Origin of the sequence: Rhodococcus sp. C3V (assembly GCF_029269915.1) — a bacterium.
GTDB lineage: Bacteria > Actinomycetota > Actinomycetes > Mycobacteriales > Mycobacteriaceae > Rhodococcus_F > Rhodococcus_F qingshengii.
The window spans coordinates 523,113-542,439 of sequence record NZ_JARJBE010000003.1 but is presented as its reverse complement, the minus strand read 5'-3'; the positions used below and the strand labels follow the sequence as shown (position 1 = coordinate 542,439).

Annotated in this window: 17 protein-coding genes; 7 read left to right on the top strand and 10 right to left on the bottom strand. The window is 62.6% G+C overall.

The window, feature by feature from the left end:
* Positions 1 to 17: 17 nt before the first annotated feature.
* Positions 18 to 1,424, bottom strand: a complete 1,407-nt coding sequence (locus P3G66_RS11395) for a PLP-dependent aminotransferase family protein (RefSeq protein ID WP_276116553.1) — start codon at positions 1,422 to 1,424, stop codon at positions 18 to 20.
* Between the two features lie 138 nt (positions 1,425 to 1,562).
* Here P3G66_RS11395 and P3G66_RS11390 point away from each other — a divergent pair, with 138 nt between their 5' ends.
* Positions 1,563 to 2,783, top strand: coding sequence for a pyridoxal phosphate-dependent aminotransferase (locus P3G66_RS11390; protein WP_276116552.1), 1,221 nt, complete (start codon positions 1,563 to 1,565; stop codon positions 2,781 to 2,783).
* 85 nt (positions 2,784 to 2,868) lie between these two features.
* Here P3G66_RS11390 and purQ read toward each other — a convergent pair whose 3' ends face one another.
* On the bottom strand, positions 2,869 to 3,546 hold the full coding sequence (gene purQ, locus P3G66_RS11385; protein ID WP_050655460.1) for a phosphoribosylformylglycinamidine synthase subunit PurQ: 678 nt from the start codon (positions 3,544 to 3,546) through the stop codon (positions 2,869 to 2,871).
* Entirely contained in the window at positions 3,543 to 3,782 is a 240-nt protein-coding gene (purS, locus tag P3G66_RS11380) for a phosphoribosylformylglycinamidine synthase subunit PurS (RefSeq protein ID WP_003945817.1), read from the bottom strand. Before purS ends, purQ begins: the two co-directional genes overlap by 4 nt.
* A gap of 165 nt (positions 3,783 to 3,947) precedes the next feature.
* Between purS and P3G66_RS11375 the strand changes: the two genes are divergently transcribed.
* Positions 3,948 to 4,595, top strand: a complete 648-nt coding sequence (locus P3G66_RS11375) for an MBL fold metallo-hydrolase (protein WP_007734446.1) — start codon at positions 3,948 to 3,950, stop codon at positions 4,593 to 4,595.
* An 8-nt stretch (positions 4,596 to 4,603) separates the two neighbouring features.
* Here the strand turns inward: P3G66_RS11375 and P3G66_RS11370 are convergent, their stop codons facing one another.
* The 4 genes from P3G66_RS11370 to P3G66_RS11355 form a co-directional block, all read right to left on the bottom strand.
* Positions 4,604 to 5,983 carry an Ig-like domain-containing protein gene (locus P3G66_RS11370; protein ID WP_276116551.1) on the bottom strand — a complete coding sequence of 460 codons (1,380 nt, stop codon included), beginning with the start codon at positions 5,981 to 5,983 and terminating at the stop codon, positions 4,604 to 4,606.
* A 227-nt stretch (positions 5,984 to 6,210) separates the two neighbouring features.
* On the bottom strand, positions 6,211 to 6,915 hold the full coding sequence (locus P3G66_RS11365; RefSeq protein WP_007734443.1) for a DUF2334 domain-containing protein: 705 nt from the start codon (positions 6,913 to 6,915) through the stop codon (positions 6,211 to 6,213).
* Between the two features lie 94 nt (positions 6,916 to 7,009).
* Positions 7,010 to 7,507, bottom strand: coding sequence for a glutathione peroxidase (locus P3G66_RS11360; protein WP_003945816.1), 498 nt, complete (start codon positions 7,505 to 7,507; stop codon positions 7,010 to 7,012).
* A gap of 47 nt (positions 7,508 to 7,554) precedes the next feature.
* A complete protein-coding gene (locus P3G66_RS11355) occupies positions 7,555 to 8,493 on the bottom strand; it encodes an iron-siderophore ABC transporter substrate-binding protein (protein ID WP_042452648.1) in 939 nt (312 codons plus the stop codon).
* A 277-nt stretch (positions 8,494 to 8,770) separates the two neighbouring features.
* Between P3G66_RS11355 and P3G66_RS11350 the strand changes: the two genes are divergently transcribed.
* The 3 genes from P3G66_RS11350 to P3G66_RS11340 all read left to right on the top strand — a co-directional run bounded on the left by P3G66_RS11350 (position 8,771) and on the right by P3G66_RS11340 (position 12,218).
* Complete coding sequence (locus P3G66_RS11350) at positions 8,771 to 9,595, top strand: sucrase ferredoxin (RefSeq protein ID WP_276116550.1); 825 nt, start codon at positions 8,771 to 8,773, stop codon at positions 9,593 to 9,595.
* Between the two features lie 125 nt (positions 9,596 to 9,720).
* Positions 9,721 to 10,998, top strand: coding sequence for an acyl-CoA dehydrogenase family protein (locus tag P3G66_RS11345; protein WP_003945638.1), 1,278 nt, complete (start codon positions 9,721 to 9,723; stop codon positions 10,996 to 10,998).
* On the top strand, positions 10,995 to 12,218 hold the full coding sequence (locus P3G66_RS11340; RefSeq protein WP_054188015.1) for an acyl-CoA dehydrogenase family protein: 1,224 nt from the start codon (positions 10,995 to 10,997) through the stop codon (positions 12,216 to 12,218). Before P3G66_RS11345 ends, P3G66_RS11340 begins: the two co-directional genes overlap by 4 nt.
* A 128-nt stretch (positions 12,219 to 12,346) precedes the next feature.
* On the opposite strand, the gene P3G66_RS11335 is transcribed toward P3G66_RS11340, so the two are convergent.
* Positions 12,347 to 13,759: a C4-dicarboxylate transporter DctA gene (locus P3G66_RS11335; RefSeq protein ID WP_007734438.1), complete on the bottom strand. Its 1,413-nt coding sequence runs from the start codon at positions 13,757 to 13,759 to the stop codon at positions 12,347 to 12,349.
* Positions 13,760 to 13,878: 119 nt separating this feature from the next.
* Between P3G66_RS11335 and P3G66_RS11330 the strand changes: the two genes are divergently transcribed.
* Both P3G66_RS11330 and P3G66_RS11325 read left to right on the top strand, forming a co-directional pair.
* On the top strand, positions 13,879 to 15,465 hold the full coding sequence (locus tag P3G66_RS11330; RefSeq protein ID WP_276116549.1) for a sensor histidine kinase: 1,587 nt from the start codon (positions 13,879 to 13,881) through the stop codon (positions 15,463 to 15,465).
* Positions 15,462 to 16,151 carry a response regulator gene (locus tag P3G66_RS11325; RefSeq protein ID WP_003945570.1) on the top strand — a complete coding sequence of 230 codons (690 nt, stop codon included), beginning with the start codon at positions 15,462 to 15,464 and terminating at the stop codon, positions 16,149 to 16,151. The genes P3G66_RS11330 and P3G66_RS11325 overlap by 4 nt, the downstream gene beginning before the upstream one ends.
* Before the next feature lie 44 nt (positions 16,152 to 16,195).
* Here P3G66_RS11325 and P3G66_RS11320 read toward each other — a convergent pair whose 3' ends face one another.
* Together P3G66_RS11320 and P3G66_RS11315 are read right to left on the bottom strand one after the other, a co-directional pair.
* Positions 16,196 to 18,310: a S9 family peptidase gene (locus P3G66_RS11320; RefSeq protein WP_158170189.1), complete on the bottom strand. Its 2,115-nt coding sequence runs from the start codon at positions 18,308 to 18,310 to the stop codon at positions 16,196 to 16,198.
* Positions 18,307 to 19,200 carry a phosphoribosylaminoimidazolesuccinocarboxamide synthase gene (locus P3G66_RS11315; RefSeq protein WP_003945463.1) on the bottom strand — a complete coding sequence of 298 codons (894 nt, stop codon included), beginning with the start codon at positions 19,198 to 19,200 and terminating at the stop codon, positions 18,307 to 18,309. The genes P3G66_RS11320 and P3G66_RS11315 overlap by 4 nt, the downstream gene beginning before the upstream one ends.
* Between the last annotated feature and the right edge of the window lie 127 nt (positions 19,201 to 19,327).

Here is a 19,327-nt window from a genome sequence, read left to right as displayed (position 1 = left end):
CCTCAAGGCGGTGAGTTCTACATATGTTGTGTGATTGCTCCGCCGATGATGCGGGCGGCGTCGGGGAATTCGCCCGGGTTCGGACCGGCGTAGTTGAGCCGCAGGAACTTTCCGGTCGGTTCCGCCGGGAACCAATCGTCTCCGGCCCCGACGATCACGCCGGCCGACCGGCAGTCCTGCACGACGCGTTCGAGATTCGTGGTGTCCGGAAGCCGAAGCCAGAGGTTGAGTCCACCTTGCGGTACGGCGTCGAGGTGAGCGTCCGGCGCATGCTCGCGCAGACTCGACACGAGGAGGTCGCGTCTGGCCTCGAGTTGGTGACGAAGCCTGCGCAGGTGCGTTCGCCAGGCCGGTTGGGTAACGACGTCAAGGGCGACTGCCTGCAGCATTCCGCTGACGTACATCGAATCTGCTTGTGTACCAGCAAGAATCCGCTCGTACGCCGGTCCGCGAGCGATCAAGCCGGCAACTCGCACCGATGGGGACACACTCTTGGTCAGCGCACGGAGGTAGACAACGTGTCCGCTGTCGTCTCGAGCAGCAATAGGGCTGGGATCGGCGGTGATGCCGAAGTCGAGCGCCGAACTGTCCTCGATCAGGAAGGCTCCGTGCCGACGGACGGTCTCGAGCACCTTGTCAGCCAATGTCGGCGACCACAACGCCCCCGTCGGACTCGCGAAACTCGGTTGTGCGTAGAACGCCCGAGCGCCTGTCTGTTCGAATGCACGCGAAAGCTCTTCCGGATCGGGGCCGTTGGCACCACTGGAGATCGGAATGACTGTGACTCCTGCCTGCGCGGCGGCCAGGATCGCACCCCAGTAGGTCGGCGATTCCATGAGCAACGGACGCCCCTCCCCCACCAACGCGCGGAAGGACGTCGCAAGCCCGCCCTGACTGCCGGGAAGTACAACCACGTCGTTCGGCCCCGGTGGCGTGATCCCGGCAGGAGTGGCGGAACCCAATTCGGAGGCAAACCAGGACTGCAGTTCCGGAAGTCCGGCAGCGAGGGGCCGATTGAACACGGCGTCGGTTCGCGTCGCCCTGGTGAAGGCTGCACGAACCAGACCTTCCGGCAACAGCTCTCGGGCCGGATAGCCGGAATGCAGCGCGATCACGTCGTTGGAGGTGGACTGCAGCGCCATGGGCAACTGCAGACGATAGTTCGGCGATCCGAGCGCCGCCGTCTGCCACCCGTAGTCGTTGGGTCGCACGACGCGCGCCGCGCGCACGAAGGTCCCCACACCGGGACGAGCCTCCACAACCCCCTGAGATACCAGTGTTCGCAGCGCCTTCTGCACGGTGACCGGACTCGCCCCGTGCAGGCTCACGAGCGACCGAGTGGACGGAAGCTTCGCGCCTGGAGGAGCCGTCGCGATCCACTCGCGCAAGGCTGCGACAATCCTCGAACTGCTATCATTGGACATGTCGAATCATAGTAGCGCTACTCCTCGTTCACCGCTAGCGCTATCGCGAATCAATGTCCGTTTCCAGACCGACCCCTGAGGCGCCCTTCTCATCTAAAACACAACTCGCCCACCCGAACCGGAGAGGTACGTAACCGCGTGAACACACCCATCGATCAGGCCCGCAAGCTCGAGAATGTCAGGTACGACATCAGAGGGCGAATTCTCGACAAGACCGAAGAACTCGAGGATCAGGGACACACGATCCTGCGACTCAACGTCGGCAATCCGGCCCCCTTCGGGTTCGAAGCACCGGACGAGATCATGATGGCCATGATCCGTAATCTCCCTACCGCACAGGGATATTGCGATTCTCGCGGACTGTATTCGGCGCGCACTGCGGTGGTCCAGTACTACCAGACGCGGGGTATCACCGACGTCACCGTCGACGAGATCTACCTCGGAAACGGTGTCTCCGAACTGATCACCCTGACGATGCAGGCCCTCTGCAATCCAGAGGACGAGATCCTGATTCCCGCTCCCGACTATCCCTTGTGGACGGCTTCGGTGTCGCTTGCCGGCGGTACGCCGGTCCACTACCTCACCGACGAAAGTCAAGGCTGGGCACCGGACTTCGACGATCTGGAAGCTCGGATCTCTCCGCGCACCCGAGGGATTGTCGTCATCAATCCCAACAATCCAACGGGCGCCGTCTACTCGACGGAGGTGCTGCAACGCTTCGTGGACCTTGCACGCAAACACGATCTGATGCTCTTCGCAGACGAAATCTACGAAAAGATCGTCTACGACGGCCGATCCATGACAAACCTTGCGACGATGACCGGGCGAGACGTCCTGTGTCTGACGTATTCGGGACTGTCCAAGGCCTACCGCGTCTGCGGATTCCGAGCCGGATGGCTGGCCATCACCGGACCACTCGAACGGGCGTCGAGCTTCATCGAAGGCATCAAACTGCTGGCCAACATGCGTATGTGTGCCAACGTGCCGGCGCAGCACGCGATCCAGACCGCACTCGGCGGACGCCAGTCCATCGAGGACCTGTTGCTTCCACAAGGTCGACTGACGGCCCAGCGCGATCTCGCGCACAGCACGCTCAACAGCATCGACGGGATCAGTTGCCAGCAGGCCGACGGGGCGCTGTACCTGTTCCCGAAACTCGACGTCGACAAGTTCGGCATCGTCGACGACGAGAGGTTCGTTCTCGATCTACTGGAATCGGAGAAGATTCTTGTCAGTCACGGCCGCGCGTTCAATTGGATCGAGCCTGATCATTTCCGACTGGTGACTCTGCCGAACACCGACGATCTGTCGACCGCCCTCGAGCGCCTCGGTAACTTCCTCAGTTCCTACAGCCAGTAGTCCCCGGGCACCGGGACACCTCCACAAACGACTGAACGCCGACCGGATTTCCGGTCGGCGTTCAGTGGTGAAAATCAGCAGGCGATCAGGCAGTGACGATCGCGTCGAGTGCCGAGTAGAACAAGCCGAGTCCGTCGTCACTGGGGCCGGTGAGAGCCTCGGTGGCGTGCTCGGGGTGCGGCATCAGACCAACGACGCGGCCGTTGGCCGAGGAGATACCGGCGATACGACGCTGCGAGCCGTTGGGGTTCTCCTCCGAGTAACGGAAGACGACGCGGCCTTCGCCCTCGAGTTCGTCGAGAACCTTCTCGGACGCCTGGAAGCGGCCTTCACCCGACTTGAGCGGGATGAGGATCTGGGCGCCGGCCTCGTAGCGTGAGGACCACGCCGTGTTGTTGGCTTCGACCGTCAACCACTCGTCGCGGCAGATGAAGTGCAGACCCTGGTTACGGGTCAGGGCGCCGGGGAGCAGACCGGCTTCGCAGAGGATCTGGAAACCGTTGCAAATGCCGAGGACCGGCATGCCGCCCTTGGCTGCTTCCACAACCTTGCCCATCGCGGGAGCAAACCGGGCGATTGCGCCGCAGCGAAGGTAGTCGCCGTAGGAGAATCCTCCGGGGACGACGACTGCGTCGACACCCTTGAGGTCTGCATCGCCGTGCCAGAGTTCAACAGCTTCACCGCCGGCCAGGTTGACGGCCCGAGCAGCGTCGATGTCGTCGAGCGTGCCCGGGAACGTGATAACCCCGATACGTGCGCTCATGCCTCGACTCGCCTGACGGTCCAATCCTCGATCACCGTGTTGGCCAGCAGGCCTTCGGCGATCTTCTCGAGTTCGGCGTCTTCGACACTGCCGTCGATCTCCAACTCGAACCGCTTGCCCTGACGGACATCGGATACTCCTGCAAAGCCCAGGCGAGACAGTGCCCCGACAATTGCCTGTCCCTGGGGGTCGAGAATCTCGGCCTTGGGCATGACTTCGACGACGACACGGGCCACGTGCTGCTCCTCGGTACTAGTGCGCGAACCCGGAGTGAAACGCTCGGGTGATGGCCAGTTTACCGGGCGCACCCGAGATGGTTCGCATCGAGTGATCGGGGCGTGACGGCCAACACCTGTCGGACTCGCCTGCGAGCCCTTCCGCGTCGGCGCATACTCGAAATCATGCGACTGACACATTTTGGCCATTCCTGTGTGCTCGTGGAGTTGAACGGCTCGAAGATCCTCTTCGATCCCGGCAACTTCTCGCACGGATTCGAAGGCATCACCGGCCTCGACGCCATCCTCGTGACACATCAACACCCCGATCACGCCGACCCTGCGCGGCTGCCCGAACTGGCCGAAGCGAATCCCGACGCCGTGCTCTACAGCGATCCGCAGACGGCTGAAAAGCTCGGTGGGCGCTGGACCGGCGTCCGGCCGGGCGACCGGTTCAGCATCGGCGACGTCGAGGTGACCGGAACGGGCGGAGAGCACGCAATCATCCATCCGGACCTACCGATGATCGACAACACCGCGTTCCTCCTCGGTGACGCCACCAACCCGGCACGGTTCATGCATCCCGGCGATTCCCTCTACGTCCCCGAACAGAAGGTCGACGTTCTCGCCCTCCCCGCCGCCGCACCGTGGCTCAAGATCTCGGAGGCCATCGACTACCTCCGCGCGGTGGCGCCGCGCGTTGCGGTTCCCATTCATCAAGCGATCATCCGCGACGAGGCCGCAGGCATCTTCTACGGTCGCTACTCGGAAATGGCTGCCGACGGCACCGAGTTCCGAGTTCTCGACGAGGAGTCGAGCGTCGAAGTCGCCTGATTCGGTTCTCACGCACTCACATCGACGATGATCCAGCCGGTGCTCGTGCCACCGGCTGCGTCGGTGAGTGTGTAGAGAATCCTGTCGGTGCCTGCCTTCGTTCCGGCTTCGAACACCACTTCGCCGTTTTCGAGCTTCACGGTGCCACCGAGAAGTGACGTCGCCCCGACGCCGGTCACTTTGATCGAATCTCCGTTGCTGTCATGATCATTCGCGACGGCGTCGACGGTGACTGTGCCGCCTGAGCGGACCCGCGCGGTGTCGAGTGCGGCGTACGGTGGGATCGGGCTTGCCGTGTACCGACCGACGTCGTCGAGTCGAGCCGAGGCAACCTCCGCCGCATCGACGATGGCAGCGAATTCGGTGCCGTCGAAGCGCGAGAGGTCGTTACCGTTCATGATGGTCGATCCCTCGGCGCCGCCGCCGTGGTAGTCGTCGGCATTGAAGTTGTGGCCCAACTCGTGGCGGAGAACGCGGCTGAAGTTGCCGTCGGACTCGGCACCGACATGCGCGTAGCTGTGGTCGAGTTCGAACTTCGAGTAGTAGGCATTTCCGCCACCGGATGCGCACACGACGGTCGCCTGATCGACACTCGACCCGACCTGATCGGACCACAGATCTTCTAACTGCTCGAGATTTTCACAACTGCTCGAGTACGGATCGCCGGCGGAATCTGCCCGCAGGACAACTCGACCGAGGACCGGCCGAATCCCGACGTCTCTGATCCAGATGGCAGCGGTGCGGGCCATTGATTCCTCGGCCCGATCCAGAGCGACGGCGGCACTGCCTGCGCCGTGCGCGGAGTACCACTCGCCACTGAGGTCCAGTCCGACCACGAACTGCTTGACCGTCTTGCCGACCCTTGCGGCCGAGGCCGGCGCAATGGCCGCGGTGGGCCACTTGGGTTTTGCGTCGATCGGCGCCGTGCTGCGACCGACCACCTCGGATCCGACGAACTCTATCGAAACACCACGATCGAAAATCACCTGCCCGCGCAGTGTTCCGGCGGAGTCGACGATGGCCGAGACGATTGCGTCCGGACGCCCTTCCACGCTGCCGATGTACGAACGGGGCGCCGGGATCACCGCGTCGGTCAGCTCTCCGTCGCTGTCTTGCACAGCCATCGAGAACTCGGATCCCCGCAGGTTCATCCTGTGAAGGCGCAGTGTGAGTTGCTCACCTTCATCGTCGACGGTTGCGGTGCGGACGCCATCGCTCGATCCGCTCGATCCGCTCGACCCGCCGTCGACACTGCCCGTCGGCAGCATGTGAACCGCGCCGGTCGGAGCGGCAGACGCGAGCGCCGGAACGAACGCAGCACAGACGACTGCGCCCACAGCCACGGCGACAAGACCCTCGGCCGACTTGGAGAACACTCTCGTGCGCATGGCGAGATCCCAATCCCATCTACTAGCGGCAGATTAACTGCACGCACTCTAGCAGTGGGAGAGTTGGCTGACCCAGCGCTCTAATTGAACGTCCGTTTTATGCGATTTTGACCCACTCTGCACTACTACCAGCAAGGAAGTGGAGAAACGCGAAGAGTCTGCCCGCTCGGACAACCCGGACAGACGACATAGTCTCGTAGCTATCAAATAGTTGCCAACTGCCGAATTCAGGCAGCGCCGAGCTCCTGAGACGGGGAGTTCCACCGATACACCTGCGAGTCGGCTTCGTGGAAGAGGGCAAGGTCGACGGCGTCGAGGACGGCCTGACGTGGGCCCTCGTTTCCCAACTGCTTGGCCGTGATCGACAATCTGACCAGTCCCCCACGTTTGGCGGCACGCCCGGCTCCGAGAACCAATGCGCGACACCACCACGGCTCGGCCTTGAAGCCTTCGCCGATCCCGAAAACCCTTCCCCGTTGCAAGGTTCCGCGGGTCAGATCATGTACTGCCCCGAGGCCTGCCATCGTGCGAAAGCCCGTCTCCGGCAACACCGACATGGCACCGGGCGATGCCACCCAGCGCGGCGGTGCGAACACCCGGGTCCGAAGGCCTGCATGCTCGAGAACGCGGTCCGCAGCGAGTAGTCGCAGTTTCGCTTCGTGCTTCGACAGAGTGGCGAACTCGGCTCGGCGACGCTTGGTCGCGGCCTGGTCGTAGCCGTGCAGAACGATGGCATCGCCGTGCTCGCGACGCTCACGCAGCCAAGCCGTCGTCACCGCGTCGTCGGCCAGTCGGTATTTGTCCTTCAGTCGCGGCGCCACCAGGAGCGACAAGCGGACACCTCGAGTGTCCATCTCGTCTGCGAATCCGGCAGCGAGATAACATGTCTCGTCTCTGATTCCGGATACCGACACGATCAGTTCTGCGGACATACTCCGATAGTGGCAGCTGTGGGTGAACAGCACACTGCCGCCGGATGATCATCCGGCGGCAGTTTTCAGCGCACCTACTGGTTCTTGGAAACCTCTAGTTCTTGGGAAGCGCAGCTTCGATCGCGGCGACAACCTCGGGTGCGTCAGGCTCGGTCCGCGGACGGAAGCGGTTGACGACGGTGCCGTCCGGTCCGATCAGGAACTTCTCGAAGTTCCACTGAATGTCTCCCGCAGCGCCTTCGGCGTCGGCCGCCTTGGTGAGCTCGGCGTACAGCGGATGCTGGTTTTCGCCGTTCACCTCGATCTTCTCGAGAAGCGGGAACGTGACGCCGTAGGTAGTGGAGCAGAACGTCTCGATCTCTTCGGCGGTACCCGGTTCCTGCCCCATGAACTGGTTGCACGGGATACCGATCACGGTCAGACCGCGATCGGCGTACTCGCTGGCCAGCTTCTCGAGCGCCGAGTACTGCGGGGTCAGTCCACACTTGGACGCGACGTTGACCACGAGGACGGCGCGGCCGTCGTATTCACCCAAAGAGGTGGGCACGCCACCGAGGGTGTTGATCGCGATGTTCTGTACTGGAGTTGTCATAGGCTCCAACTTAGCGACTCTCTCGCGCACTGCTCCTTCGCGCACTGCTAATTCGACGCTCCGAGAATGCGATCGAGGTCGTCCAGAACGGTGAGGCCGCCGAGCGGTCCGACGCCGGTGATCCAGTAGGACATGTCCACCAGATGCGGGTTCGGGAAGAATCCGGCGTTGTCTGCGACGGCCTTCGGCATCGTGCCGGCATCGGCCGGTTTCGCGGAGGTGACCAGGATGAGGTCGGCGTTGGCTCCGGAGACGAATTCCGGGGAGAGGTCGACCGAGATCGAGTTCTCCCAGTCGCGTGCGGGAATCGTGAGTCCAGCACATTCGAGAGTGCTTCCGGCAAACGACGTGGGTCCGTACAGCGTCAGAACGTCGTCGCGTGGGCGGATCAGCTGAGCGGTCTTGCCCTCGGTGCTGTGCTTGCTCGCCACTTCCTCGCAGCGTGCCGTGTAGTCACCGAGCAGTTCACCTGCCTGATCGGTCTTGTTCAACGCCTCTGCGACGAACTGGACGTTGTCCTGCCACGGATCGGTCTGAGTTGCCATGTAGACGGTCGGTGCGATGGCAGCGAGCTGCTCGTACAGATCACCGTGCCGCGATTCCGTTCCGATGATCAGGTCCGGGCTCAGTGCGACGATCTTCTCGAGGTTCGGTGCCGCGACGGTTCCGACCATCTCGATCTCCGCCGCCTTCTCACCGAGGTACGCCGGAACGCCGGTCGTCTCGCTGAGTACCGCGGTGCCCACGGGAATCACGCCCAGCGCTACCGACGTGTCGAGCTGAACCGGCTCGAGCACGACAACTCGCTGCGGATCCGTCGGTACGTCGGTAGTTCCGCGGGCGTGGGTGACCGCGTGCACGGTGTCGGCAGACTGACTGCCGGTATCCGTCTTGTCGTCACTGCCACACGCCGTTGTCGTTGCCACTATGGCGGCGAGGACAAAACCACCCAGCATGTACTTCGTCCGCGAGTTACTGCGTTTCATTCACAAACTCCTGTTACCGACTGCTTCCGACCGTCACAGCCACGTGCATTCACCGCGGCTGAGCAAAGGATTCACCATCCAATAGTCTGGTGAGCCTAACCTACGAGACTGGAGCCTCATCATGTCTTCCCTCCCCTGCCACAGCGACGGTGTCCTGGGGAAAGGATCTATGCAGTGCCTTTCGGAATTTGTCGCCAATCCGCAAACCAGTCGACGCCCTCACGCCTGTACACGGCAGTCGTCGACCGCCGGCGAACCTATGGTCGGTCGCGCCGGAATGACACATCTGTGGGTATTGATCGAGCATCCCGGCCCCTGGCCGGCGTCCGCCCCTGACGACGTTCTCCCCGTCGCGCTCACCGAAAAGATCTACGCAGCGCAGGGCCGTATCCGTGTCGTGGTGATCCGGCGGACCCGCAACCGCCGGGTGCTCACCCCGACGTGTGTACTCGCCTGGACGGACGGCACACGCCAATGGATGCGGGAAGGGGCGGTCGACCGATACGAGGACCTGTCGGTACTGCCGTTCGAATCGATGGCCGCCGGAGCGGAACCCGACTTCGGCCGCCCCCGCACGGAACCGCTCTTCGCAGTCTGCACGCATGGAAAGAAGGATGCGTGCTGCGCGGAACTCGGCCGCCCGGTCGTTTCGGCGCTGAACGCGGCACAGATCGCAGATGTGTGGGAATGCAGTCACATTGGCGGAGATCGTTTCGCGGCCAACATGATTGCGTGGCCTGCCGCAGTCTATTTCAGCCGACTGGACGGCAACTCCGCAATCGATGCAGCCGAAAAATACCAAGCCGGAGAATTGGAGCTGCTGCACCTGCGCGGCCGGGCGGCACTGTCACAGGCCGCTCAGGCCGCCGAACACGCAGTCCGACGCGCCACCGACATCGTCGCCACGGACGCACTCGAGAGCATCAGCGAGAGTGTCGACGGAGAACACACGACTGTCGATCTTCGGTTGGAGGGGAGAGACTTTCGCGTCGTCGTTCGCTCCGGTCCTCCAGGGCTGCCGTTCCGACATGATTGTGGTGCCGGAGGGACCGTCGAATGGAGCGGATGGACCGTCGAGCACGTTCGCGAGCAACCCCACTGACCACTCGATTTCGACAAGAGTGCCCGGCAGGCCATCGAACCGAGATTTGCGCTGACTGACAACACTTCGAATCAGGTCGCGATGAAGGATCGACGCCCCTGGTGTTTACAGCTTGCATTCTTCCCATGACCACCGCACTGACGCCGAATGCCGTACCCCGGTCTGCTGATCCGATCAAAAGTGAGGTCGACTACGAAACACTGGCAGAGAAATTCCGTCCGATCTTCGCGGACATCGCACAAGGCGTCGTCGAACGCGAACGCGATCACGTGCTTCCCTTCCAACAGATCGACGCACTCAAGAATGCAGGCTTCGGCGCCGTTCGGGTGCCGACAACACACGGTGGATCGGGTGCGAGCATCCCGCAATTGATCCGCTTACTAGTCGAGCTGTCGAGCGCCGATTCCAATATCACCCAGGCCCTGCGCGGACATTTCGCGTTTGTCGAAGACCGACTGGTCGCCGACCCCGGCCCGGAGCGTGACATCTGGCTCCGACGCTTCGCGGAGGGACAGTTGGTCGGCAACGCATGGACCGAAATCGGCGACGTTGCATTGGGCGAAGCCAACACCAAGGTCTCGCCCGCACCCGATGCCGACCATTTCCTGGCGAACGGGGCAAAGTTCTACAGCACGGGTTCCATCTTCGCCGACTGGATCGACCTGTACTCGCAGCGCACCGACACCGGCGCATTCGTGATCGCGGCAGTCGAAGCGAGACAACCCGGTGTCACACACAGTGACGACTGGAACGGGTTCGGCCAGCAGACGACTGGCTCCGGCTCGTCCGTCTACGAGAACGCAATAGTCCAGCCGGAGAACATCTTCGACTTCTCGACGCGATTCAAATACCAGACCGCGTTCTACCAACTGTTCCATCTCGCCACTCTCGCCGGCATCGCCAAGGCTGCGACAACCGAGATCTCTCGTCGAGTCGCCGCTCGCACTCGAACCTTCAGTCACGGCAACGCTCCGAGATACGCGCAGGATTCGCAGATCCAGCAAGTTGTCGGCGAGGTGTCCTCTGCTGCCTTTGCAGCCGAGGCCGTGGCACTGCACGCAGCACAGTCGTCCCAATGGGCATACGAAGCTGCATTCTCCGGCTCGCCGGAGGAAGAGAAGGCCGCCAACATCGCAGCCGAAATCGATTCGGGGCGAGGGCAGGTCGCCTCGATCGGACTCGTCGTTCCGGCCACGGCCAAGATCTTCGACGCACTCGGTGCTTCCGGAGTGAGCCGCGACCTCGATCTCGATCGATTCTGGCGCAACGCCCGCACCGTCGCCAGCCACAATCCGGTCGTCTTCAAATCCAAAGTTGTCGGCGACTACGAAATCAACGGAACCGAACCGATTTACGTGTGGGCCATCGGGACCGCACCGACCGAAAAGGATGAACAGGCATGACCGTGACCAGTGAAACCGAAGTCTTCGTCGGCGTTCCCGACACATCCGAGGGCTGGATCGACCGGGCTCGCGAGGTGAGCAACATCCTTGCCGCCGACGCACTCGCCCGCGACCGAGCCGGCGAACCACCGTTCCGAGAAGTTCAGCTGCTCAAGGACAGTGGTCTTGTGACGCTCCTGGGCCCGGTCGAGTTCGGCGGCGGCGGGCAGCGATGGGAGACCGCCTACAAGGTGGTTCGGGAGATCGCCCGCGCCGACGGCTCCATCGGACAACTGCTCGGATACCACTATCTGTGGGCATGGGCAGCCAGATTGGTCGGAACCGATCCGCAGATCTCCGCTGTCGAGGAGCTGTACACGAGCAACCGATTCTTCTTCGGCGGCGCGGTCAACCCTCGAGACACCGACCTCACCGTCGCGGACCGCGGAGACACCCTGGTGTTCAACGGTGTGAAGTCGTTTTCCACCGGCGGCCGAGTCACCGACCTCACTGTGCTCGAAGGAATCATCGACGGAACTGCGACGCATGTGTTCGCAATCGTGCCGACTGCTCAGGACGGCATAGTCTTCCGCGGTGATTGGGACAATCTCGGGCAGCGCCTCACCGATTCCGGCAGCGTCGAGATCAACGACGTCGAGGTCGACTGGGCAAGTGCGGCAGGCTTTGTCGACAAGGAATTCCAACCTCTGGTCTACAACACCCTGAACTTCCCGGCGATCGAGATCGTGTTCGCCAACTTCTACCTCGGGATCGCTCGTGGCGCACTGGACACTGCCGCCGAGTACACCCGAACCCGTACGCGTCCATGGCCGTACGGCGGTGACAACCGCGAAATCGCAACCGACGAGTGGTACCTCCGTGAGGGCTACGGCGACTTGCAATCCAAGCTGTGGGCAGCGGAGGCCTTCGTGGATCAGGTCAGCCGTGAGGCCGACGCCGTGCTCCACGACGCTCGCGAAAACCTCACCGAGCAGGCTCGCGGCGACCTCGCCGTACGCATCGCGGCCGCAAAACTTCGCGCCGCCGACGTCTCCTTGGAGATCAGCAACAAGATCTTCGAACTGACCGGTGCCCGAGCCACGTCCAACGACGTCGGCCTGGACATCTACTGGCGCAACATCCGGACGCATACCCTTCACGATCCGCTCGCGTACAAGCGCCGTGAAGTCGGTAGTCGTTTTCTGACCGGCGAGATTCCCGAACCGACCTGGTACACCTAGCCACGAACAGAAAGAGACCGTCGCACGGTTGGTGCGGCGGTCTCTTTCATCGTTACGACCAGGATCACTGATCGTAGATCGGGTTCCGCGCCTGCAGCGCAGTCAAACGTTCAGCAGAGCGGACGTTTCTAGTGATGGCTCACGAACGACTGTTTGGTGCCGGTCGGAGCCGTTTCGAGCTTGTGCTGCTCTTCTTCGTCCTCGTCGTCGAGCATCGTGGCTTCGTTGAACGGAATCTTCCCGTCGAGTACCTCGACGACGCGTTCCTTGTCGATCGTCTTGGTCCAGGCGCCGACCAGGAGAGTCGCAACCGCATTGCCCGAGAAGTTGGTGATCGCTCGCGCTTCCGACATGAAGCGGTCGATTCCGACGATGAGTCCGACGCCGTCGAGAAGCTCGGGGCGATGGCTCTGCAGTCCGCCTGCCAGCGTGGCCAGACCGGCGCCGCTGACTCCGGCAGCGCCCTTGGAGGCGATGATCATGAACACCAGCAGCGAGAGCTGTTCACCGAAACCGAGTGGCTGTCCCATGGCGTCGGCGATGAAGATCGAGGCCATCGTCAGGTAGATCGCGGTGCCGTCGAGATTGAACGAGTAGCCCGTGGGAACGACGATGCCCACCGTGGTGCGCTCGACGCCTACGTGCTCCATCTTGGCGATCAGACGCGGCAGTGCCGATTCGGAGGACGACGTGGCGAAGATGAGCAGGTACTCACGGGCCAAGTACTTGACCAGCTTGAAGATGTTGAATCCGGTGACCGCGCGCAGCAGCGTTCCGAGAACACCGAAGACGAAGATCAGGCAGGTCAGGTAGAAGCCGATCATCAGCGTGCCGAGCTGGACGACGGCGTTCAAACCGGTCTGGCCGACGACGCTGGCGATGGCACCGAAAGCACCGATCGGGGCGAGCCAGAGGATCATCGTCAGGATCTTGAACACGAGCTTCTGGATGTATCCGACGGCCTTGAGGATCGGTTCACCCGACTTGCCGAGCGACTGGATCGCGAAGCCGACCAGAAGGGCGACGAACAGAGTCTGCAGCACGCTGCCGGCTGTGAGGGAGGACAGCATCGACGTCGGAATGATGGACGCGATGAAGTCCCAGGTACCGCCCGCGCTGTGGGCCTGATCTGCAAGCTTGGCCACGGAGGCCGCATTGGGCGTGATGTTCAGGCCACTGCCCGGGTTGAGCAGGTTGCCGACGCCCAGGCCGATCGCGAGTGCGATGGTGGACATCCCGATGAAGTAGGCGAGTGCGAGGCCGCCGACCTTGCCGACCTTGGCCGCCGCTCGAACCGAGCCGATGCCGAGCACGATGGTGCAGAAGATGACCGGGCTGATCATCATCTTGATCAGGCTGACGAACAACGTGCCGAGTACACCGACGGACTTACCGAACTCGGGTGCGAGCCAACCGACGAGGATGCCGCCGATGACCGCGACGATGACGCTCATGTAGAGCCAATGCGTCTTGTCGCGCTTTGCCTTGGTGCCCTCGGGCTGTGGGGAACCGTCTACTGTCCCTGTTGCCGTGCTGCTCATGGGGTGTCCTTTGGATCGGATATCTGTGAAGTGATCGGGATCACTTCGAGTCGTGGAGAATTCTTGTTGCAAACAGGTGGGCCCGGAAGTTTGTGTTCATTACGTTCAGGAGGCGCTCGATGGTCGAACGAAGGACCGGCCGACGTATGAGCGTCGCCAGGCAGATCCTGCTCCTGCAATTGGCGCTGTTAGCGCTGGTCATCGGTGTGGGGGCCGCGCTCGCAGTTGTCGACGAACGCCGAGACAGCGACGACGCGATCCGCAGGCAGGTGAGCTCGATAGCGCGGACTCTCGCCCTGTCGGATTCGACGGCGGCAGCCCTGACGAGTCCGGACCCGACCGCGATTCTGCAACCACAGACCGAGAAGATCCGACAGGCAACCGGCGTCGATTTCATCGTGGTGATGGCGCCTGATCGCACTCGGTTCACCCACACGAGCCCGGAGCTGATCGGTCAACTCTTCACCGGGAACATCGACCGCGCACTTGCCGGCGTGACCTTCACAGAGACGTACGCCGGGTCGCTGGGGCCGTCGATCCGCGCAGTCACTCCTGTCTACGATTCCGGCGGAACCTTGGTCGGTCTGGTTTCTGCCGGTGTCACCCGCGAGCAGATCAGCAAGCAGTTCGCCCAAAGTGTTCCGGTCATCCTGTTCGTTGCCGGCGGCGGTCTTCTTGCCGCCCTCCTGAGTTCACTTCTGGTGAGTCGGCGTATCCGGCGACAGACCCTGGGGATGGCGCCGGATGAACTGCGCACCATGTACGAACACCACGACGCCGTCCTGCACAGCATCGGTGAGGGTCTGGTGGTGATCGGGCGAGGCCGAAGCAGAGATGCGCGAGTGGATATCGTCAACGACGAAGCGCGTCGCCTCCTCGATCTACCGGACGGGCCCGTGCCACTTTCGTCCATCCCCGAGACCATGCGAGTCGACGACGCCTCTCCCGCGAAGGATCAAGTGCACCTCACCGACAAGCGTGTGCTGGTGGTCAACCAACACCCGGTTGAGTGGGAGGGCAACAGAATTGGCACCGTGCTGACAATTCGCGATCACACCGAATTGCAGAACGTACTCGGGGAATTGGATTCGGTACGCAGTTTTGCCGAGTCGCTTCGATCGCAAGCCCACGAGAGTGCAAATCGTCTGCACACGATCATCACGATGGTCGAGTTGGGCCGGAACGAAGACGCAGTGGCCTTCGCCACCAATGAATTGCGAGTGTCCCAACAGTTGATAGATCGTCTGATGAATGCGGTCCACGAGCCGGCGCTCGCCGCACTGCTGCTCGGGAAAATGAGTGAAGCGGCCGAACGCGGGGTCGACCTGACCATCACCGAAGACACCGCGCTCGGTCCGGTTCCTTCGCTCAATGCACGCGAGTTGGTCACGCTGGTCGGCAATCTCGTGGACAATGCTATTGACGCATCGCGCGCGAGCGAGTCTCCGTGGGTGGAAGTGACGGTAATGGAAGAGGATTCGATGATGGTTGTTGCCGTCGCCGACAGCGGCCCGGGAATGACACCCGAAGCACTCGAAAAGGCCAAGGGCCGTGGCTACTCCACAAAATCCGGCTCTCGCGGACTCGGTCTCGCACTGGTCTCTCAAGTTGTGAAACGGCACGGCGGCACGCTCACCAGCGAGCCGGCGATGGGCTCCATGCTGGTTGTCCGTATCCCGCTGCGCGAGGCGGAAGCACCGCGATGATCCGTGTGCTGATAGTCGACGACGAACCGTTGATCGCCCAGGCGCACCGTTCGTACGTCGAGCGTGTGCCGGAATTCGTGGTCCACGGCGTGGTTCATTCCGGGAACGCCGCCGTGCGTGCAGTTACGGCGGCCAACGCCACCGACCAGCCCATCGACCTGGTCCTGCTCGACATCGGGTTGCCCGACGCCAGCGGTCTCGACGTGGCTTCCGCCCTGGGCGGTTTGCGGCCCAGTCCGGACATCATCGCGGTTACCTCGGCGCGCGATCTGGAGGTGGTCCGAAGCGCCGTGGCTCGCGGGATCGTCCTCTATCTTCTCAAGCCGTTCACTTTCGCAGCATTCCGCGACAAGCTCGAGCGCTACCTCGAATATCGTGCAGCGCTTCCCGCTGGAGAGTCTGCGGTCAGTCAACACGACATCGACCGCGCGATGTCCGCGCTACGAACGTCCGACGATCGAGCAGCGGCACCGAAAGGCTTTGCGTCTCAAACACTCGGACTCGTCGCAGCGTCTGTCCGGGATTCTGAGGGACCCGTGACCGCTGCAGAGGTGGCAGCATCGGTCGGCGTGTCCCGGGTGACAGCCTGGCGCTACCTGGAAAAGCTGGCAGACGACGGCATGCTCACCCGGGAGACCGAGTACGGGCGCGCTGGGCGCCCTCAGGTTCGTTACCGCAGAACCTGATTGACACAGAACCTGACAGTCACCGAACCTGATTGACACAGAAGCTAGTTCGCGCCCACGGTGTCCAACACCCAGGCGAACTCGAACGCGACCTCTTTCCACTTCTCGTACCGACCGCTGACACCGCCGTGTCCGGCGCTCATCTCGGTCTTGAGAAGTAGCGGCGCATCACCGGTCTTGGTGGCGCGCAGTTTTGCGACCCACTTGGCCGGCTCCACGTACAGAACACGGGTGTCGTTGATGCTCGTGATCGCAAGAATGGCGGGATAGTCCTTGGCTTCCACGTTCTCGTACGGGCTGTACGAGCGCATGTAGTCGTAGACGTCCTTGTTGTGCAGCGGATCTCCCCATTCGTCCCACTCGATGACCGTCAACGGCAGCGACGGATCGAGAATCGACGTCAACGGGTCGACAAACGGAACATTGGCGAGAATGCCGGCAAACAGTTCCGGAGCGATGTTGGCGACAGCGCCCATCAGCAATCCACCTGCACTACCGCCGTCGGCAACCATCCGGTCGGCCGACGTTACACCGGTGTCGATCAAATGCTTTGCGCAAGAGACAAAATCGGTGAAGGTGTTCTTCTTGGTGAGCGTCTTGCCGTTTTCATACCAGTGACGGCCCATCTCGCCGCCGCCGCGCACGTGTGCGACGACGAAGACGACACCGCGATCGAGCAACGACAAGCGGGCAACCGAGAACGACGGGTCGATGCTCGCCTCGTAGGAACCGTAGCCGTACAACAGCAGCGGCGCGGGACCTTCCGGCGCACCTACGCGCCTCACGATCGAGAGCGGAATGCGGGTTCCGTCGTCGGCTACTGCCCAGTCGCGACGCTGCTCGTAGTTACTCGCATCGAAGTCTCCGAGAACGGGCTGCGACTTACGCAGTGCCAGTTCACCACTGGCGACGTAGTAGTCGTACACCTGCCCGGGAGTGATGAATGAGGTGAATCCGAGCCGGATGGTGGGCTGCGCCCATTCCGGGTTGGACCCCATGCCGATGCTGAAGAGTTCTTCGTCGAAGTCGATCTCGTGGCGTTCGCCGTAGCCGTCATCCGTCAACGGCCACACGGCAACCCGAGTGAGCGCCTCGCGGCGGTAGCTCAGGACGAGGTGTCCGGCAAAGGCTTCGGCTTCTTCCAGACGAACGTCTGCGCTGTGCTCGATCAGCGTCGTCATGTTCGTCGGATCCGACACGGGAGCTTCCACCAACACGAAGTTCTCTGCCTTGATGCCGTCGACGACGTCGTTGTGGAGGATCAGGAAGCGGTCCTCTCCCCCGATCACGGCGTGCTCGGCCCCGTACTCGACGCCCTCGCGACGTGGGATGATGACGCGGAATTCGCCTTCCGGGTTCGCCGATTCCAGCATCCAGCCTTCGCTGGTCACCTTGGAACCGACCCAGATCATCAGGTACTTCTCACTGCGGGTGGACCCCACCGAAACCCAGTACCGTTCGTCGGGCTCGTGGAACACCGAAACATCTTTACTCTGCGGCGTTCCCAGCTTGTGACGCCACACCGTGTCCGGACGCCAGGAGTCGTCGACCGTCATGTAGAAGACGTGACTGTGGTCGATCGCCCAGGTGGCGCCAGGCGCGGTATCGGGAATCTCGTCGGCGAGCATCTCACCGGTCTCGAGGTTCTTGAACCGCAAGGTGTACCGCTCGTCGCCGACGATGTCCACCGAGTACGCGAGCAACGTGCCGTCCTCGCTGATGGAGAACGCGCCGAGCGAAAAGAACTCGTGCCCTTCGGCTTCGACGTTACCGTCCATGAGGATCTGCTCGTCGGCCAGCTCGACGCCGGGCGTCAGGTCGGGCGGAGTCCAGTCGTCTTCACCGGCGATGGGGCACCGGCACTGGACGGTGTACGACTTGCCTTCCACGCTGCGCGAGTAGTACCACCACTTACCCATGCGCGTGGGCACCGACATGTCGGTTTCCTGCGTCCGCGACTTGATCTCCTGGAAGATCTTCTCGCGCAACGGCTCGAGCGCGGCCGTCTGCTCGTCGGTGTACGCGTTTTCGGCTTCGAGGTATGCGACCACCTCGGCGTTGTCCTTGTCCCGCAGCCACTCGTAGTCATCGACGAACGTGTGTCCGTGATGGGTACGTTCGGCGGGGACCTTCTTTGCGACCGGCGGGATCAGGCTCATGCGCTGGGACCGACCCAATCGTCGAAGGACAGACCGGAAATGCGCTCGTACGCCTCGATGTAGCGTGCACGGGTCGCGTCGACGATCTCCTGCGGCAACGGCGGCGGTGTCGTGTCCGAGCTACGGTCCCAGCCGGATTCAGGGCTCGTGAGCCAGTCGCGCACGAACTGCTTGTCGAAACTGGGCTGCACCTTGCCCGCTTCGTAGCCTTCGAGAGGCCAGTAGCGCGACGAGTCGGGGGTGAGCACCTCGTCGGCGAGCACGAGGTTTCCAGCGGAGTCGAGACCGAATTCGAGCTTGGTGTCGGCAAGGATGATTCCGCGATCGGCTGCGAAGTTGGAGGCGCGGGCATAGACGTCGAGAGTGTCCTCGCGAAGCTGCACTGCCAGCTTCTGGCCGACCTTCTCCACTACCTGATCGAAGCTGATGTTCTCGTCGTGATCCCCGAGAGCCGCCTTGGACGCCGGGGTGAAGATCGGGTCGGGCAGACGCGACGCCTCGACGAGGCCCTCGGGCAACGCGACGCCGCACACTGCGCCGGTGTTGTTGTAGTCGACCAGGCCGGAGCCGGTGAGGAAGCCACGAACGACGCATTCGACGGGAACCATGTCGAGGGAGCGCACCACGAGAGCGCGGCCGAGAACCTCTTCCGGGATGCGATCGTCGTCGGGCTCGCCGGCCAGGTGGTTGGTGCCACCGAGGACGTTGAAGAAGAACACGCTCATCGCGGTGAGCACGCGACCCTTGTCCGGGATCGGCGTGCTGAGCACGTGGTCGTAGGCCGAGATCCGATCACTCGCGACAAGCAGCAGATGCTCGTCGTCGATCGTGTAAAGGTCACGGACCTTGCCACCGGCCAGATGAGTGTAGGAATCAAGTGTAGGACGCACCCGGTCACCCTATCGGGCGTTCGCAGTTCGTACAGAACCCCGGTAGCCGGGACAGGTAAGCGTCCTCGCCGATCGGAGAGCTGTCCGCCCTGCTCATCCGGATATGCAGGTGGCCCCTCGCCAGCAG

Bases quoted from the DNA above. Each gene is read 5' to 3' on its own strand.
- P3G66_RS11340 (WP_054188015.1), top strand. From the start codon at position 10,995: ATGACCGTGACCAGTGAAACCGAAGTCTTCGTCGGCGTTCCCGACACA.
- P3G66_RS11360 (WP_003945816.1), bottom strand. From the start codon at position 7,507: ATGACAACTCCAGTACAGAACATCGCGATCAACACCCTCGGTGGCGTG.
- P3G66_RS11335 (WP_007734438.1), bottom strand. From the start codon at position 13,759: ATGAGCAGCACGGCAACAGGGACAGTAGACGGTTCCCCACAGCCCGAG.
- P3G66_RS11395 (WP_276116553.1), bottom strand. From the start codon at position 1,424: ATGTCCAATGATAGCAGTTCGAGGATTGTCGCAGCCTTGCGCGAGTGG.
- P3G66_RS11330 (WP_276116549.1), top strand. From the start codon at position 13,879: ATGGTCGAACGAAGGACCGGCCGACGTATGAGCGTCGCCAGGCAGATC.
- purQ (WP_050655460.1), bottom strand. From the start codon at position 3,546: ATGAGCGCACGTATCGGGGTTATCACGTTCCCGGGCACGCTCGACGAC.
- P3G66_RS11370 (WP_276116551.1), bottom strand. From the start codon at position 5,983: ATGCGCACGAGAGTGTTCTCCAAGTCGGCCGAGGGTCTTGTCGCCGTG.
- P3G66_RS11355 (WP_042452648.1), bottom strand. From the start codon at position 8,493: ATGAAACGCAGTAACTCGCGGACGAAGTACATGCTGGGTGGTTTTGTC.
- P3G66_RS11365 (WP_007734443.1), bottom strand. From the start codon at position 6,915: ATGTCCGCAGAACTGATCGTGTCGGTATCCGGAATCAGAGACGAGACA.
- P3G66_RS11350 (WP_276116550.1), top strand. From the start codon at position 8,771: ATGACACATCTGTGGGTATTGATCGAGCATCCCGGCCCCTGGCCGGCG.
- P3G66_RS11345 (WP_003945638.1), top strand. From the start codon at position 9,721: ATGACCACCGCACTGACGCCGAATGCCGTACCCCGGTCTGCTGATCCG.
- P3G66_RS11375 (WP_007734446.1), top strand. From the start codon at position 3,948: ATGCGACTGACACATTTTGGCCATTCCTGTGTGCTCGTGGAGTTGAAC.
- P3G66_RS11320 (WP_158170189.1), bottom strand. From the start codon at position 18,310: ATGAGCCTGATCCCGCCGGTCGCAAAGAAGGTCCCCGCCGAACGTACC.
- P3G66_RS11325 (WP_003945570.1), top strand. From the start codon at position 15,462: ATGATCCGTGTGCTGATAGTCGACGACGAACCGTTGATCGCCCAGGCG.